This window comes from Streptomyces fuscichromogenes, from assembly GCF_014645815.1.
Lineage (GTDB): Bacteria > Actinomycetota > Actinomycetes > Streptomycetales > Streptomycetaceae > Streptomyces > Streptomyces fuscichromogenes.
The window spans coordinates 105,044-121,144 of sequence record NZ_BMML01000007.1 but is presented as its reverse complement, the minus strand read 5'-3'; the positions used below and the strand labels follow the sequence as shown (position 1 = coordinate 121,144).

13 protein-coding genes are annotated in these 16,101 nt (G+C 73.2%); 6 read left to right on the top strand and 7 right to left on the bottom strand.

Annotated features, from left to right (window positions below; all coding sequences use genetic code 11):
- Positions 1-136: 136 nt before the first annotated feature.
- From IEZ11_RS16990 to lnt, 3 genes are all read right to left on the bottom strand, one after another.
- Entirely contained in the window at positions 137-949 is an 813-nt protein-coding gene (locus IEZ11_RS16990; RefSeq protein ID WP_189263603.1) for a 3-hydroxybutyrate dehydrogenase, read from the bottom strand.
- A 54-nt stretch (positions 950-1,003) separates the two neighbouring features.
- Positions 1,004-1,483: an NUDIX hydrolase gene (locus IEZ11_RS16985; protein WP_189263602.1), complete on the bottom strand. Its 480-nt coding sequence runs from the start codon at positions 1,481-1,483 to the stop codon at positions 1,004-1,006.
- Positions 1,484-1,550: 67 nt separating this feature from the next.
- The gene (lnt, locus tag IEZ11_RS16980) at positions 1,551-3,164 is read right to left on the bottom strand and encodes an apolipoprotein N-acyltransferase (protein WP_189263601.1); all 1,614 of its coding nucleotides are present in this window, start codon (positions 3,162-3,164) and stop codon (positions 1,551-1,553) included.
- Between the two features lie 185 nt (positions 3,165-3,349).
- Here lnt and IEZ11_RS16975 point away from each other — a divergent pair, with 185 nt between their 5' ends.
- Complete coding sequence (locus tag IEZ11_RS16975; protein WP_189263600.1) at positions 3,350-4,378, top strand: O-antigen ligase family protein; 1,029 nt, start codon at positions 3,350-3,352, stop codon at positions 4,376-4,378.
- Between the two features lie 56 nt (positions 4,379-4,434).
- On the opposite strand, the gene IEZ11_RS16970 is transcribed toward IEZ11_RS16975, so the two are convergent.
- On the bottom strand, positions 4,435-4,992 hold the full coding sequence (locus IEZ11_RS16970) for a hypothetical protein (RefSeq protein WP_189263599.1): 558 nt from the start codon (positions 4,990-4,992) through the stop codon (positions 4,435-4,437).
- 89 nt (positions 4,993-5,081) lie between these two features.
- Positions 5,082-5,873: a glutamate racemase gene (locus IEZ11_RS16965; protein WP_189263598.1), complete on the bottom strand. Its 792-nt coding sequence runs from the start codon at positions 5,871-5,873 to the stop codon at positions 5,082-5,084.
- A gap of 39 nt (positions 5,874-5,912) precedes the next feature.
- Here IEZ11_RS16965 and IEZ11_RS16960 point away from each other — a divergent pair, with 39 nt between their 5' ends.
- Positions 5,913-7,106 (top strand): glycosyltransferase, encoded by a 1,194-nt coding sequence (locus tag IEZ11_RS16960; RefSeq protein ID WP_189263597.1) that lies wholly within the window; start codon positions 5,913-5,915, stop codon positions 7,104-7,106.
- A gap of 12 nt (positions 7,107-7,118) precedes the next feature.
- On the opposite strand, the gene IEZ11_RS16955 is transcribed toward IEZ11_RS16960, so the two are convergent.
- Positions 7,119-8,504, bottom strand: coding sequence for a TerD family protein (locus IEZ11_RS16955; protein ID WP_189263916.1), 1,386 nt, complete (start codon positions 8,502-8,504; stop codon positions 7,119-7,121).
- A 278-nt stretch (positions 8,505-8,782) separates the two neighbouring features.
- Here IEZ11_RS16955 and IEZ11_RS16950 point away from each other — a divergent pair, with 278 nt between their 5' ends.
- The 4 genes from IEZ11_RS16950 (at position 8,783) to IEZ11_RS16935 (ending at position 13,590) form a co-directional block, all read left to right on the top strand.
- On the top strand, positions 8,783-9,244 hold the full coding sequence (locus IEZ11_RS16950; RefSeq protein WP_189263596.1) for a DUF6643 family protein: 462 nt from the start codon (positions 8,783-8,785) through the stop codon (positions 9,242-9,244).
- 42 nt (positions 9,245-9,286) lie between these two features.
- Positions 9,287-10,108: an MOSC domain-containing protein gene (locus tag IEZ11_RS16945; RefSeq protein ID WP_189263595.1), complete on the top strand. Its 822-nt coding sequence runs from the start codon at positions 9,287-9,289 to the stop codon at positions 10,106-10,108.
- A gap of 262 nt (positions 10,109-10,370) precedes the next feature.
- Positions 10,371-10,976, top strand: a complete 606-nt coding sequence (locus IEZ11_RS16940) for an Rv1733c family protein (protein WP_189263594.1) — start codon at positions 10,371-10,373, stop codon at positions 10,974-10,976.
- 175 nt (positions 10,977-11,151) lie between these two features.
- A complete protein-coding gene (locus IEZ11_RS16935; protein WP_189263593.1) occupies positions 11,152-13,590 on the top strand; it encodes a right-handed parallel beta-helix repeat-containing protein in 2,439 nt (812 codons plus the stop codon).
- On the opposite strand, the gene IEZ11_RS16930 is transcribed toward IEZ11_RS16935, so the two are convergent.
- Positions 13,591-15,993 (bottom strand): hypothetical protein, encoded by a 2,403-nt coding sequence (locus IEZ11_RS16930; RefSeq protein WP_373294924.1) that lies wholly within the window; start codon positions 15,991-15,993, stop codon positions 13,591-13,593.
- Between the last annotated feature and the right edge of the window lie 108 nt (positions 15,994-16,101).

The following is a 16,101-nucleotide window of genomic DNA, read 5'->3' as shown; positions in this document are numbered from 1 at the left end:
CGGCCCGTCGGGCCTGTGGAAAACTCGCAAACCGACGAACCGACGAACCGATAGGCCGACGGGCCCGTGGGCCCACGGGCCCACGGACTGACAGGTGCCGAGCCCGGCCCGTTCCGTCCCGCCCCGTCCCGTCCCGTCAGTGGGCCGTCCAGCCGCCGTCGAGCACCAGCGAAGTTCCCGTGACGAAGGATGCCTGCGGGGCGCAGAGATAGGCCACGGCTTCGGCGACCTCCTCCGGTTCGACGAGCCGTTTGACGGCGCTGTCGGTCAGGAGCACCTCGGACAGCACCCGCTCCTCGGGAATGCCGTGCGCCCGAGCCTGGTCGGCGAGCTGCTTCTCGACCAGTGGGGTGCGCACATAGCCCGGGTTCACACAGTTCGAGGTCACCCCATGGGGCGCGCCCTCCAGGGCAGCCGTCTTCGACAGCCCCTCCAGACCGTGTTTGGCGGCCACATAGGCGGACTTGAAGGCGGAGGCGCGCAGACCGTGGACGGAGGACACGTTCACGATGCGCCCCCAGCCCTGCCCGTACATGTGCGGCAGCGCGCCCCGGATGAGCCGGAACGGCGCCTCCAGCATCACGGTCAGCACGGTGTGGAAGACGTCGGGCGGGAACTCCTCGATGGGGCGTACCAGTTGGAGGCCCGCGTTGTTGACGAGGACGTCGGTGGCGGTGGCGGCGCGTTCGGCCGCGTCCAGGTCGGTGAGGTCGAGGACGTACGGTTCCACGGCGCCGCCGCCCGCCGGGCCCAGGGCCCGCCCGACGGAGTCCACGAGCTCGGCCAGTCCCGCCTCGTCCCGGTCGACGGCCCTGACCCGGGCGCCGGCCGCCGCCAGACGCAGGGTGCAGGCCCGGCCGATGCCCCCGGCCGCGCCCGTGACGAGGGCGGTGCGGCCGTGCAGGTCGAGGGCGGAAGCCGCGGTGGTACCGGTGCTGGGCGAGCTCATGGGTCGACCCTAGGCGGCACCCGATCGCTCCCACATAGCGTCAGCACACATACTTCAGCTGAAAGCCGTAGCGTCGAACCATGTGGGTGCATCCGACAGAGCTTGCTTGATCCGGAACACCCCGAACTCGTTCAGCTCAGGCAGGGCGTCCACGTCGAACCAGGCCACCTCCAGCGACTCGTCGTCGTTCACGCGGGCCTCGCCGCCGACCGCCCGGCAGCGGAACGTGATGTCCATGTACTGGCAGACATCCCCGTTCGGGTAGGTGACGGGCTCCTGCCCCTGGACGAGGACGACCCGCTCGGCGACACAGCGCACCGCCGTCTCCTCGAAGACCTCGCGCACGGCGCAGGCCGCGGGCTGCTCCCCCGGCTCCGGGATGCCGCCGATGACCGACCACTTGCGGGTGTCGGTCCGGCGGCCCAGCAGCACTCTGCCCTCGTCGTCGAAGACGATGGCGGTGATCCCGGGCAGCCAGAGCAGCTGGTGGCCCGCGGAAGCCCGGATCGTGCGGATGAAGTCAGGAGTAGCCATGACCCGACCCTAACCGCCCGGTTCCGCGCACCCGGCTCGAACCACGGGGCGTACGGCGGGCGTACGGCTACGCGTCACCGGCGCGCCGCCCGCGCAGACCGGCCCCGATCGCCCAGCCGACGCCACCCGCCGCGATCAGCACCAGGGCGATCTCGGGCAGGATGCCCAACTTGGTCGCGGGCGTCTCGGAGGTGCGCAGCGGCACCTTCTGGACCAGGTAGGCGGGCACGAACATGCCGGTCTTCTGGGTGATCTTCCCGTCCGGCATGATGATCGCGCTGACGCCGCTGGTCACCGGCACGGTGACGGTCCGGCTGTGCTCGACCGCGCGGATCCGGGACATGGCGAGCTGCTGGTAGGTCATCTCGCTGCGGTCGAAGGTGGCGTTGTTGCTCGGTACGGAGATCATCTCGGCGCCGTGCGTGACGGTGTCCCGGACGTCCCAGTCGAAGGCTGCCTCGTAGCAAGTGGCCAGGCCGACCTTGGTGCCGTCGATGTCGAAGACACCGGGCTTCGTGCCCCGGCTGAAGTCCTGGCGGACCATGCTGGTCCAGTTCTTGTTGATGGCGCCGACCAGGCCGCGCAGCGGGAGGTACTCGCCGAAGGGCTGGATCTGCCGCTTGTCGTACGTCGAGGTCGGGCCCTTGACCGGGTCCCACAGGATCTGCTCGTTGAGCAGCTTGCCGTCGCGCTCGACGACCCCGCCTACCGAGATGGGCACGCCCATCGCCTTGGCGGCCCCGTCGATCACGGCGGCCGCGTCGGCGTCGGAGTACGGGTCGACGTCGGAGGAGTTCTCCGGCCACAGCACGAAGTCCGGCTTGGCGGCCTTGCCCGCCTTGACGTCGGCGGCCAGCTTGAGCGTCTCCTTGACGTGGTAGTCGAGCACGGCCTGCCGCTGCGACGCGAAGTCCAGGCCGGCCCGCGGCACGTTGCCCTGGATGACCGCGACGGTGACCGAGCCGTCCTCGGCCTTGTCGCTCACGAGCGTCCGCGCGGCGACCGCGCCCACCACGGGCACAGCCACGCTCAGCAGGGCCGCGGCCGCCGCCCCGCGCCGGAACTCACGGGTACGCCGGCCCTCGACGGCCAGCCGCCCCGCCTCGTACAGACCGAACCCGCACAGGACGACGGCGAAACCGAGCACCGGGGTGCCGCCCAGCGCGGCGAGTGGCAGGAAGACGCCGTCCGCCTGCCCGAAGGCGATCTTGCCCCAGGGGAAGCCGCGGAACGGCACGCGCGCGCGTGCCGCCTCGCCCGCGATCCATAGGGCGGCCGCCCACACCGGCCAGGCGGGAAGCTTGGAGACGGCGGCCACACCCACGCCGACCAGCGCGATGTAGATCGCCTCGATGGCCACCAGCGCGAGCCACGGGCCGGGGCCGACCTCGACACCGGTCCACACCAGGAGGGGCAGCAGGAAGCCGAGGCCGAAGACGTAACCGAGACCGAGGGCGGCCTTCCAGGTGCGGCCGCGCAGTACCCACCCGAATCCGGCGAAGGCGAGCAGGGCCAGCCACCACAGGGGGCGCGGCGGGAAGCTGACGTACAGCAGCACTCCGCTGAGTGCGGAGGCGGCGGCCGGGACCAGGCGGCGGAGCAGCCGAAGGGCGCGTGCGCGGGGCGCGGGGCGCGGTGTGAGCTGGTCCGACTGGCCCACGGAAGTTGCGGTGACGGTCACTCGGGGAGTGTACGGCGGTTGACCTTGTGGCCGACAGCACGGTCTCGGCATGCAGGAATCACACGGTTCCCGCGCAAGTCGTCCACAAAGCGGGCATCACCGGTTACGGTGTGCCGAGGCGGGCGGCGGGGCCTGCCACAGGTCGGGGGACCGGGGTACGGGGGGCGACGGTGGGGTCGACCGGGATGACGTCCGCTGCCGACAGGGATGCGGACAAAGAAAGACGAAACGTTTCTGATGTGCTGGGCGTCGTGGTGCTCGGGGCCTGTGCCGGGTGGCCGCTGATCTCGGCGGCCGGACACGACGCACGGCCCGAGGGCGTGCTGCTGGCGGTGCTCGCGGTGGCCGCGGGCTATGCCGCGGGCCGGATGTCCGGGTCGCTGTTGCCGGTGGTCGCGCCCTGTGCGGGCGCGCTGGCCGGGCTGGCACTCGCGGTGGCGATGCCCCGGGTGCCCCCGGGCCCCCAGTTCACGACCCCGCTCGGCCATACGGGTGCCGTCGCGGCGCTGCTGGTTCTCGCGACGGGCGGCGCCTGCTGCGCCGCGTGGGCGACGCCGGTTCCGGCGCTGCGGTTCGGACTGCGGACGCTGGCCGCCGGCATCGCGGTGGCGGGGGCGGCCATCGGCTCGGCGGCCGGCTGCGTGGCCAGTGCCGTGGTCCTGCTCTGCTCCCTCGCCGCCGGGCGCATGCGGCGACGGGGTCCGGGCATCGCCGGACTGGCCCTGGCGGCCGTGCTGGTGACCGGCACGGTCTGGGCGGTCGCCGCGAACGTCCTGCCCGCCGGACTCGCCTCCGCCCTGGAGGGCCCCCTCGGCGAGCATCGCGTCCGGCTGTGGCGGGACGCCCTGCGTCTCGCGCACCGGAACTCCGCCCTGGGCGTCGGCCCGGGGCGGTTCGGCGAGCTGAGCGGCACCGCGTCCGAGTCCCTGCTGCCCGACGGCAAACCGCACTCCGCGCCGCTCCAGCAGGCCGCCGAACAGGGCCTGGTCGGCATCCTGCTGCTGGCCACCGCGTTCTGCTGGATCCTCTACGCCCTGTGGCGCTCACCCCGCTCCACACCGGTCGTCCTCACCGCGGGCGCGGCGCTCACCGCCCTGGCCGCGATCGCGGCCATCGGCAACGCACTGAGCTTCACGACGGTGTCGGCGGGCGCGGGCCTGCTGGCGGGACTGGCGACGGCACACCCATGGGTGGCGGGAGTGCCGGCAAGTTGAGCCGTACGGGTGTATGGCCCGCGCACATGGGGTGCGGCCCTGTGTGGGCGCGGGGGTCAGTGGGCCGTGCCCGGTGTGATCGTCCGCAGGCGTTCTCTGATGACACGCACCGCGGACTCGGCGTTGTCCACGGTGATCGTGAAGGTGTGGCCGTCCCACAGCCGCAGGACGATGCCCTCGCCACGGCGGACGACGACGGCCGTGCCCTTCTCTGGGCGCCAGCGGTAGCCCCAGCCGCCCCAGTGACGCGGGGTGATCTGCGGGGAGAAGTCGGCGCCGACCACATGGGAGAGCGGAATACGCCGACGCGGTACTCCTATATGACCGCAACGGACTTCGAGGCACTCCTTGTCGAGCTTGAGATCGACGTGCACGAAGGCCAGCGTCCCGAAGATGACCAGCAGTCCGGCCGCGATGCAGCCCACGACCGACATCACCAGCGGGGCGACCCCCGAGGTCCAGGCGGAGTCCACGGCCAGTTCGATACCGAGCGCCAGGCAGGCTGCGCCGACCAGCGCCAGCAGCCACTGGACCCGGTTGGTGGCGCGCCCGGTCCAGACATCCGGGTGCGAGGTGTCCTCGTCCGGAGAGCGGTCGCGGGGGTGGTCCCTCATGTCTACGAGACTACTCAGGTTTCGCTGCGCGGGTACCGCGTTGCGGAGGGTGACCGCTCACATCTGCGTATTCCCGGCCCCGCGGGGGCTCACTGGGACGCGGCCGGACTCACCGTCCGGAGCAGGCGGGCCTCGGCGTAGCCGAGGGCGGCCTCGGGAAGCTCGCCCTCCCGGCCGTTGAGCAACACCGTCACCGTGCCGGTGGCCGGTGCGCCGGGGGCCGGCTGCGCGCCGATCCGGCGCAGCGCCTGGGCGGCCACCGCACCGGCGGAGCCGTGCAGGACGAGAGGAGCGGCGCCGGGACGCTGGACGGCGGCGCGAATGCGTTCCGCCAGGAGCTCGTAATGGGTGCAGCCCAGGACGACGGTCGTCACGTCGTCGGGGGTGAGCTCGGCCGCCGCGGTCACGGCGGCGTCGACGGCGGCCTGGTCGGCGTGCTCCACGGCCTCGGCCAGTCCCCAGCAGGGCACCTCGGTGACCGGCACACCACCGGCGAAGTCCTCGATGAGACCCCGCTGGTAGGCGCTGCCCGTGGTCGCGGGGGTCGCCCAGATCGCGACGGGGCCGCCGCCGGCGGCGGCCGGCTTGATCGCCGGGACCGTGCCGATGACCGGGATGCCGGGTTCCAGGCGCGCGCGCAGCGCCGACAGGGAGTTCACGGTCGCCGTGTTGCAGCCGATGATCAGCGCGTCGGGCCGGTGCGCGGCGGCGGCCTCGGCGACGGCCATGGCACGCTCGGTGATGCCCTCGGGGGTACGCGGCCCCCAGGGCATGCCCTCGGGGTCGAAGGAGAGGACGAGATCGGCGTCGGGGCGCAGCCGCCGTACCGCTGCGGTGGCCGCCAGCAGGCCGATTCCGGAGTCGATGAGCGCGATCTTCACCCGGCCACGATAGACGATGGGCCGTTGCGGACAGGTCCGATGGGGCAGACTGCGCGAGTGAGCGCCTTCACGTGGACCGCCGCAGTGTCCCTCGCCGCCTGGCTGTGGCTGCTGCTCTGCCAGGGCTTCTTCTGGCGCACCGACGTCCGGCTGCCGCCCTGGCGCGAGCCCGCCGGGTGGCCGGACGTGTGCGTGGTGGTGCCGGCCCGGGACGAGGCCGCCGTGCTGCCGCTGAGTCTGCCGTCGTTGCTGGCGCAGGACTATCCGGGGCGGGCGGAGGTCTTCCTGGTCGACGACGGCAGTACGGACGGCACCGGCGATCTGGCCCGGGAGCTGGCCGCGCGCCACGGCGGGCTGCCGCTGACCGTGACCTCGCCCGGTGAGCCGCCGCCGGGCTGGACGGGCAAACTGTGGGCGGTACGGCACGGCATCGGTCTGGCACACGCGCGTGGCCCCGAGTACCTGCTGCTGACGGACGCCGACATCGCGCATGAGCCGGACAGTCTTCGGCTGCTGGTGGCGGCCGCCCGCACCGGAGGCTTCGACGTCGTCTCGCAGATGGCCCGGCTGCGGGTGGCGAGCCGGTGGGAGCGGCTCGTGGTGCCCGCCTTCGTCTACTTCTTCGCCCAGCTGTACCCGTTCCGCCGGATCGGCCGGAAGGGGTCGCGCACGGCGGCAGCGGCGGGCGGCTGTGTCCTGCTGCGCACGGAGACGGCGGAGAAGGCCCGCATCCCGGACGCGATCCGGCACGCCGTGATCGACGACGTGGCGCTCGCCCGCGCGGTGAAGGGCGCCGAAGGACACATCTGGCTGGGGCTCGCCGACCGGGTGGACAGCGTGCGCCCCTATCCCCGCCTGCACGACCTGTGGCGGATGGTCTCTCGCAGCGCGTACGCGCAGCTGCGGCACAGTCCGCTGCTGCTCCTCGGTACGGTCGCCGGTCTCGCGGTGGTGTACCTGGTACCGCCGGCGGCGGTGCTGGCGGGGGTGGTCACCGCCGGCACGCCGACGCTGCTCCTGGGCGCCGCGGCCTGGCTGGTGATGACCGGGACGTACACGCCGATGCTCCGCTACTACCGGCAGCCGTTGTGGCTCGCCCCGCTGCTGCCGTTCACCGCGTTCCTCTATCTCCTCATGACGGTCGACTCGGCGGTGCAGCACTACCGCGGGCGCGGTGCCGCCTGGAAGGGCCGTACGTACGCGCGCCCCGACGCGGTCACCGACGAAGGCTGACCGCCCGGTGTGTCACTTGCGGCCAGGCGTCCAGTTCATGCCCCAGCCGTAGGCGCGGTCGACGGTCCGCTGCGGGCTGACCCCACGATCCGGGACCAGGTAGCGCGCCTCGCGCTGTACGACCAGGTCGCCGCCGGTGTTGGTGATCAGGGCGAGCGCGCACACGGTCGAGGGCACCGTGCACTCGTCCAGCGAGAAGTCGACCGGGGCGCCGTGCTGGGGCTGGAGGGTGACCGTGGCGTGCAGGTCGGCGAACGACGTGGCGCCCTGGTAGATCGTCACGAAGATCAGGATGCGCCGGAAGTCCTGTTTGCGATCGAGGTTGACGGTGAGGTTCTCCCCGCTCGACAGGGCACCGGTGCGGTCGTCGCCGTCGAGGTGGATGTACGGCGGCCGGTTCAGGGAGCCGAACGCGTTGCCCAGCGCCTGCACGACGCCCTTGCGGCCGTCCGCCAGCTCGTACAGGGCGCACAGGTCGAGGTCGAGGTCGCCCGCCGCGCCGCGCCGGCCGCCCCAGCCGGGGAACTGCTTGCGGACCTGCCAGTTGAGGTTGACCCGTAGCGCGCCCGAGGTACCGCCCTGTTTGGCCAGCGAGACCGAGGGCGCCGCCTTGGTGAGCGTCACCTTGGACAGCCGTACGGGGGCGGTCGGCGGGGGCGGCGGGACGGGCGGACCGGCGGAGGTCGGCGCCGGATGCTGCGGGAAGGTCGGTCCACCCGGCTGCGGCGGCGAGAGCGGACCGGGGACCGGCGGGGGCACCGGACCGGGGAACGGCGGGACGACCGGAGCCGGGGTCGCAGGGGCGAGCGGCGCCGGGGCCGAAGCGGTGGTCTGCGGCATGGGCGGCCGCGCCGGGTGCTGGGGCTCGTCCACCGTGATCCCGAAGTCGGTGGCGAGCCCTTCCAGCCCGCTGCTGTACCCCTGCCCCACCGCACGGAACTTCCAGCCGCCCTGGCGGCGGTACAACTCCCCCAGCACGAAGGCGGTTTCCACCGTGGCGCCCGTGCTGTCGAACCGGGCCACCACGCCTCCGTCCGCCGCGTCGCGGACCTCGACGTGGAGGCCGGGGACCTGCCCGAACGTACCGCCGTCGGCCGAGGCCGCGAGGACGATCCGGTCGACCGGGGCCTCCACGCGCGCGAGGTCGACGAAAAGGGTGTCGGTGACCAGGTCACCGGAGCGCCGCTTGCCCTCGTGCCGGACCGCGCCCGAGGCGTGCACCGGCTGGTTGTAGAAGACGAAGTCGCCGTCGGAGCGTACTTTCCCGGCGACCAGCAGGAGCGCCGAGGCGTCCGCGTCGGGGGCACCCGGACCGGAGCGCCAACCCAATTCGACACGCAGCGCCGTGGTCGGCACCGGTGTATTCGAACCTTTCGGCATTGACATGTCCGCCCCCATCACGTGTCGGCGTGCCGGGCCCGCCCGGCGGTCCCAGGTCATCCCTACCCCGACAACCTATTCCCGGGGACAGGGATCTCCCATGAGCGGCACAGGAAGATCCCTGGCCAACTGGCGGTAACCGGCTCGGAACTCGGCCTTTACACGATCAGAACGCTGATTGCCGTCCTTTTTTGCCGAGTTCGCTCGGATTGGGGATCCAGGGTCACTGCCGACACGGAAAACAACCCTCTTATCGGTCTCCCCAACCAGCACATCGTGGGCTTAACTTATGTGCCATGACCTCCCCCCGCTCCACCTATGGCGGCGGCTACTACTCCGCCTCCTTCCCGGACACTCCGATCTACGACTCGCTCGTGGCCGAGCGGGGCACCCCGCAGATCGCCCCGATCCGGGTGCCGCCGGCCTACGACACGGGCAGCAGCTTCGGCAGCAACCTGCCCGCGCTGCCGTCGGCGCTGCCGGCCCTCCCCGCGGGCCCCTCCCAGCCGGCCCCGGGCTACGCCTACCCGCAGCAGATGCAGCAGCCCGCGCCGCTCCAGCAGGCGCCCACGGCGTACATCCCGCAGCAGGCGACGGCACCGCGCGGCTACCCCGGGCAGCAGCCGCAGCAGCCCCGTCCGGCGATGGGCGGCACGGGTTACGAGGCGATGCGCCCGGCGGCTCCGCGGCCCGCGCAGACGGCCCCGTACCAGGACCCGTACAACAACCAGCAACAGCAGCAGTACCGCGGCTACTGATCGGCACCCCCCGATGTCCGTGCGACCTGGCACGATGGCGTCATGGGGATGGCCGAACTGCAGTCGATTCACGTTCACCCGGTCAAGTCGCTCCGGGGCTTCTCGCCCCGGGAGGCCGTCGTGGAGCCCTGGGGGCTGGCCGGTGACCGACGCTGGGTTCTGATCGACGACGGGGGAAAGGTCGTCACCCAGCGCGTGCAGCCGCGCCTCGCGCTCACCGCCGCCGAGCCGCTGCCCGGCGGCGTACGCCTGTCCGCGCCCGGGCGCTCACCCCTGACGGTGCCGGTCCCGGAGCCGGGGGTCACGGTGCCGGTGGACATCTTCGGTACGAAGGTGGAGGCGGTCCTGGCGACGGACGCGGCTCATGCGTGGTGCGGCGCGTATCTGGAGGCCGATGTCCGCCTCGCCCACATGGACGCCCCCGCGACCCGCCGCCCCATCGACCCGGACCACGCGCTGCCGGGCGAGACCGTGAGCTTCGCCGACGGCTTTCCCCTGCTGGTCACCACGCAGGGCTCGCTGGACGCGCTCAACGCACTGGTCGCGCAGGGCGAGGACGCCGGCGAGGGCCCGCTGCCCATGAACCGGTTCCGGCCGAACGTGGTCGTGCGGGGCACCCGGGCCTGGGCCGAGGACTCCTGGAGACGGATCGCCATCGGCGAGGTCGAGTTCCGCGTCGCGAAGATGTGCGGGCGGTGCGTGGTGACCACGACCGACCAGCTCACCGCCGAGCGCGGCAGGGAGCCGCTGCGGACGCTGGCCAGGCACCGCAGGTTCGGCAACCAGCTGGTCTTCGGCCAGAACCTGGTGCCGCGCTCCACCGGCACGATCCGGGTGGGTGACCCGGTGCGGGTCCTCGCCTGAACTCGGCGCATCCGAGCCGGCGCCCGGACCGAGCCACCCCGCATCCGGTCAGCCCTCGCCCGTCCCCGGGCCGGAGCCACCCGCGACCCGGTCTCCGACGATCTCCGCCCCGTCGGGAACCCAAGCCCGCGGCCCGGTCGTTGGGGTCGTGAGAAGTTCATGAGGCTACGGGCCTGGGGTGATTTCGCTCTCTCTTCGGCCGGGGTCTCGGGTGAACGGACCGGGCGGGGGTTATCACGGAGCGGGAAGGGGGTGGTGGTCGGTGCGAGCGATCCGCGGCCTGTGGCGCTGGCGGCGCAATCCGCTGCGCCGCGCGACCGACCTGGCCGAGGCCTGGGTGGCCCTGGCGGCGCTGGTGCTGATCGTGGTGGCCGCGCCGGTGCTCGGCTCGTTCGTCGGCGCCGCCGCCCAGAGCGCCCTGCAGCGGTCGGTCCGGCAGCAGCGCCACGACCGGCACATCGTCGTGGCCACGGTGGTGCGCAAGCTGGGCGGCCCCCTGGTGGAGCCCGACCCCGACGCCACCAGCACCCACGACAACCGCAGCCGCGTCGTCGCCGACTGGACCGCACCCGACGGCACCCGGCAGCACGGCCCGGTCCTGACGACCCTCGAATCCCCGCACAAGGGCGATCACTTCGACGTCTGGACGGACCGGCACGGCCTGATAACGGCCCGCCCGCTGGACGCCGCGACCGCGACGACCCACGCCGTGCTGGCCGGATTCGGCGCGGCCCTGCTCACCGTGGGGCTGGTCGAGAGCGGCAGACGGATGATCGTCTGGCGTATGGTCCGTCGCAGGTACGCGCGTTGGGACCAGGCCTGGGACCGGGCGGGCCCGGACTGGGGCAAGGCCGGCACGGGCAGCTGACAGCCTTTCCGTCTCTGGTCAACCCACCACCTCGGCGCACGCTACGGTGGACCGGCCGAAGCGTATTCGGCATCGACCCGCGCGCGAGCGAACCACAGGGGCCCGGCACCGTCCGCGGTGGCGTCCCGAAGGCCGGCGAGCGATCTGTACGACGAGGTGGGGGCACGGCAACGCCATGGCACAGGGCACGGTCCAGGTGACGCACACCGGCACATCGAGGTGGCGCCGCCGCACGGGTGAGTACGCTTCGCTCGCCGCCGCTCTGGAGGCCGCCGCCGACGGCGACGTCCTCACGGTCGCGCCCGGCACCTACCGGGAGAACCTCGTCGTCCAGCGCGCGGTGACGCTGCGCGGCCCGGAGGGCTCGCCCGGCTCGGTGCGCATCGCCCCCGCGGACGGGGTCCCGCTGACCGTGCGCGCCTCGGCCGTCGTCCAGGACCTGCATGTCGAGGGCCAGGACGCGGCCGCGCCCGCGCTGCTCGTCGAGGAGGGCACTCCCGAACTGCTGGACGTGCGGATCGTCACCAGGTCCGCGGTCGGTATCGAGGTGCGCGGCGGAGCCCGGCCGACCGTGCGGCGGTGCACCGTGGACAACCCGGCGGGCATCGGCATCGCCGTACTCGACGGCGGCGGCGGGGTGTTCGAGGAGTGCGAGGTCGTGGCCGCCGGTCAGGCCGGCGTGGCGGTGCGCGACGGCGGCCACCCCCGGCTGGAGCGCTGCCGGGTGCACCACGCCTCGGGCACCGGCATGACGGCGACCGGGGAGAACTCCGCGCTGGAAGCGGTGGGTTGCGAGATCTACGAGGTGCGCGGATCCGGCGTCCAGGTCACCGCGCGGGCGACGGCGCACCTCACCAACTGCGAAGTGCACCGCACCACCGCCGACGGGGTCACCCTCGACACCGACGCGGTGCTGACCCTCGCCGACTGCCGTATCCACGACATCCCGGAGAACGCGGTCGACCTGCGCTCGCGGTCGGTGCTGACGCTGACGCGGACGACCGTGCGTCAGTTCGGACGCAACGGCCTGTCGGTGTGGGACCCGGGCACGCGCGTGGACGCCAACCAGTGCGAGATCTTCGACAGCACCGGCGACTATCCGGCGGTGTGGGTCAGCGACGGCGCCACCGTGGTCCTGGACTCCTGCCGGGTGCACGACGTGCCCGACGCCCTGTTCGTGCTGGACCGCGGCTCCCGCGCGGACGTCGTCGACAGCGACCTCTCCCAGGTGCGCAACACGGCGGTGTCGGTGAGCGACGGCGCCACCGCGCAGCTCGACGACTGCCGGATCCGGGACGCGGCCACCGGCGCCTGGTTCCGCGACCACGGCAGCGGCGGCACCCTCAACAACTGCACGGTGGACGGCACCCAGACCGGCGTGATCGTGACCAAGGGCGCGGACCCCACCATCGAGCGCTGCACGGTGGACTCCCCGGCGGAAGCGGGCTTCTACGTGTCGGCGGGCGGCCGCGGCACCTTCCAGAACTGCCGGGTCACGGGCAGCGCGGGCTACGGCTTCCATGTGATCGACGGCTGTCGTACGACGCTGCGCAAGTGCCGCACGGAGCGGTGCGCGCGCGGCGGCTACGAGTTCGCGGACGCCGGCCCGGACACGGGTTCGGGCACCGGCCCAGTGGTGGAGGACTGCACCAGCGACGAGAGCGGCAGTCTGCGGCCGTCGGCGGCGCACGAGACGGCCGTTCAGACCTCGTACCAGTCCCCCGGTCTGCTGGGCGCGATCCCCGGCCAGCGCTCCACCGAGCAGGAACCGCTGCTCACCCCGGCCGCGCCCGAGGAGCCGGCCCGCACCTCCAAGGCCGTGCTCGGTGAACTCGACGCGCTGGTCGGCCTGGACAGCGTCAAGCGCGAGGTCCGTGCGCTGACCGACATGATCGAGGTCGGGCGGCGCCGCCAGCAGGCCGGTCTGAAGGCCGCCTCGGTCAAGCGGCACCTGGTGTTCACGGGCTCCCCCGGCACCGGCAAGACGACCGTCGCCCGGCTCTACGGCGAGATCCTCGCCTCCCTCGGGGTGCTGGAGAAGGGCCATCTGGTCGAGGTGTCCCGGGTCGACCTGGTCGGCGAGCACATCGGCTCCACCGCGATCCGGACCCAGGAGGCCTTCCAGCGGGCGCACGGCGGGGTGCTGTTCATCGACGAGGCGTACGCGCTGTCCCCGGAGGACGCCGGGCGGGACTTCGGCAAGGAGGCCATCGACACGCTGGTGAAGCTGATGGAGGACCAGCGGGACGCCGTGGTGGTGATCGTGGCGGGCTACACGGAGGAGATGGAGCGCTTCCTTTCGGTCAACCCGGGTGTGGCGTCGCGTTTCTCCCGGACCATCACCTTCAGCGACTACGGCCCGGACGAGCTGCTGCGGATCGTGGAGCAGCAGGCCGACGAGCACGAGTACCGGCTGGCGCCGGGCACGTCCGAGGCGCTGCTGACGTACTTCACGGTGCTCCCGAAGGGCCCCGCGTTCGGCAACGGCCGTACCGCCCGGCAGACCTTCGAGGCCATGGTCGAGCGGCACGCGAGCCGGGTCGCCCAGCTCGCCGACCCGACCACCGACGACCTGACGCTGCTGTACGCGCAGGACCTCCCCGAAGTCGGCTGATCAGCCGCCCGGTTGCGGTCGCTGCCCGGGCAGTTCCGGGCGCAGCCGGGCCAGCAGCCGCTCCCGTTCCGCGGCGAGGACCGGGTCCGCCTGGTAGTCGGAGTGGCCCAGGATCGGCGCGGGGAGCGGGTGTCCCGGGGTGCGCCCGTAGGCGAGCGGGTCCTTGAGGGGCGGGTGGTCGACCGCCGGGCCGTCGCCGTCGGAGATCCGTACGGGGCCGCCGATGGGGTCGGTGAGCCGGTAGAGGTTGCGCCAGCAGGCGACCTCGCGGTGCAGGGAGCCGAGTTCGGCCGGCCCGAAGTGGGCCGGGAACCAGCGGCCGTACAGCCGCTCCAGCGGGGAGCCGTAGGTCAGCAGGGCGACCCGTCGGCGGACCGCCGGGGTCAGCTGCCAGGCCGCCGCGGCCGCGAGGACGCTGCCCTGGGAGTGGCCGGAGAGGACCAATCGGCCGCCGGTGCGGCGGGTCCAGGTGTCCATCCGCCAGGTCAGGTCGGGGACCGCGCGCTCGGCGTAGCAGGGCGGGGCGAAGGGGTGGGCGGCGCGCGGCCAGAAGGTGCCGACGTCCCAGAGGATGCCGATGGTGCGCCGTGCCGAGGGGTCCTTGTAGGCGCGCCGGCCCCAGGTGACGAACAGTATGAAGCCGAGTCCGACCAGCCAGGAGCCGAGCGCCTGTGAGCTCTGGGCCGCGCCGTGCGCCAGGGTGTGGGCCGGGCCTGCCGCCGCGTCCGGGGTCTTTCCGGTGGCCAGCGCGCCCGCCAGTGCCCCGGCGCCCAGTACCAGCGTGGCGGCGCACAGCACGGTGACCACGAGCGGCGTCCGGTCGGTGAGGACGGCCATCGCCCGGACCCGGGCGATACGACGGCTGCGGGCCGCGTCCTCCGGCTCCCCGGGGCGACCGAGGGCGACGGCGGTGCGTTCCGCGCGGCTGAGCCGCGAGGTGCGCCAGGACAGCCAGGCGACCGCGGTGAGCAGCACGCCGAGGACCGGCGGGATCACCGACGCCTGCCAGGTCAGCAGGACCGGAGGCCCGGCGATGGAGGTGCCGGTGCCGTCCAGCCAGTCGGAGACCCGCTGGGCGACCCCGCCGGAGATCACGCCGCCCAGCGCGCAGCCGAGCAGCGCGACCGCGGGCCCGCCCAGGCCGCGCATCGCGGCCCGCGCGTCTGGCGTCCGGCGGTGCAGGTCGTGGGCGACGGCCGCGAGGACGATCACCAGCACGCCCTGGGACAGCACCAGGCCGCCGAAGGTGGTGTCCCCCGCGAGCCGCCCGACGGAGTGCCACCCCGGGCGGGACCAGCCGGCGTCCACCGTCACGAGCAGCAGCAGGGCCAGCGCAGCGAGCGGCAGGCGTCGTACGAGACGCCGGTCGAGTTCCTGGTCGAGGTGGTTCTCGCTGCGGCCCCGGCGGCAGACCACCCACACCACGGCGAGGACCCCGGCGACCAGCGCACCGGTCAGCAGCCACCCGGCCGTGTCCAGTGCGGCGGGTCCGCCGCGCCTGCGGTCGAAGGCGGCCGCCGGTGCCAGGACCGCGGCGGCGACGGTGAGCAGGCCCGCCGCGGTGTGGGCGGCGCGCAGCCGGGCGACCAGCCGGCGCCCGTACCAGAAGCCGGGGCTGCCGAGGGAGGTGTGGCCGGGCTCGGGATCGTGGACCAGGGGCCGGGTGGACTCGTAGGCGCTCCAGGTGCGGTGCGAGAGGTACCAGAGCAGGGCGGTCAGTGCGGTGGGCACCAGGGCGGCCAGCGCGAGCCGGCGTCCGGGTGCGCTCCACCACCCGCCGTCGGCAGGTGACAGGAGACCGAGCCAGGAGTGCCGGCCGGCGCAGGCGGTGACGCCCGCGCACTGCCAGGCGGCGAGGTCCAGGGCGACCTCGCAGGCGGCGGCGACCAGCAGCACCGTGAGGGTGAGCCCGGCGAGCCGGACCAGCAGGCCGTAGCAGCGCACGGTACGCGGCCGGTCCTGGGCGGCGGGGCGCATCCAGTGGGCGAGGTTGACCACCATGAACGGCAGAAGCAGCAGCCACAGCGCCCGGGAGGCGTTGCCGGAGGTGAGGTTGCACCAGACGTAGGCCTCGGGCACCGGCCGGTCGCGGTAGTCGCCGGGCCGGGACTCGGCGTCGACGTCCTCGGCCCGCCGGAAGACGGCGGCGGTGTCGTCACCGGTGATCCGCACGGTGCGCGGATCGTCGAGCATCTTCTCGGGCGTGGTGCCGCCGACGCCGTGCACCAGGAGCTCCAGGTCGATCTCCAGGGCCCCGGACCGCTCCGCGGCATGGGCCTTCGCGGTCGAGGTCCGGTCGACGGAACCGGTGTTCGCGGTCCCGGGCCGGTCGGCCGAAGCGGTGTCCGCCGCCGTCGGCCGCTCGGCGGGGCCGACGGCGGTGCGTTCCTGCGCGCGTTCCACTCTTCTCGCACTTCCCCCGTGCCGCGCCGATGGTCTGTGTCCGTGCGGTTTTCAGGATGGCCGATTCCGGTGTGACGCACACCACTCGTCACGGAATCGGCGCGTTGT

What these genes read in the sequence shown, in the direction of transcription:
- IEZ11_RS16990 (WP_189263603.1), bottom strand. Translation starts at nt 949, where the DNA reads ATGAGCTCGCCCAGCACCGGTACCACCGCGGCTTCCGCCCTCGACCTG.
- IEZ11_RS16985 (WP_189263602.1), bottom strand. Translation starts at nt 1,483, where the DNA reads ATGGCTACTCCTGACTTCATCCGCACGATCCGGGCTTCCGCGGGCCAC.
- IEZ11_RS16975 (WP_189263600.1), top strand. Translation starts at nt 3,350, where the DNA reads ATGACGTCCGCTGCCGACAGGGATGCGGACAAAGAAAGACGAAACGTT.
- IEZ11_RS16970 (WP_189263599.1), bottom strand. Translation starts at nt 4,992, where the DNA reads ATGAGGGACCACCCCCGCGACCGCTCTCCGGACGAGGACACCTCGCAC.
- IEZ11_RS16960 (WP_189263597.1), top strand. Translation starts at nt 5,913, where the DNA reads ATGGGGCAGACTGCGCGAGTGAGCGCCTTCACGTGGACCGCCGCAGTG.
- IEZ11_RS16955 (WP_189263916.1), bottom strand. Translation starts at nt 8,504, where the DNA reads ATGGGGGCGGACATGTCAATGCCGAAAGGTTCGAATACACCGGTGCCG.
- IEZ11_RS16950 (WP_189263596.1), top strand. Translation starts at nt 8,783, where the DNA reads ATGACCTCCCCCCGCTCCACCTATGGCGGCGGCTACTACTCCGCCTCC.
- IEZ11_RS16945 (WP_189263595.1), top strand. Translation starts at nt 9,287, where the DNA reads ATGGGGATGGCCGAACTGCAGTCGATTCACGTTCACCCGGTCAAGTCG.
- IEZ11_RS16935 (WP_189263593.1), top strand. Translation starts at nt 11,152, where the DNA reads ATGGCACAGGGCACGGTCCAGGTGACGCACACCGGCACATCGAGGTGG.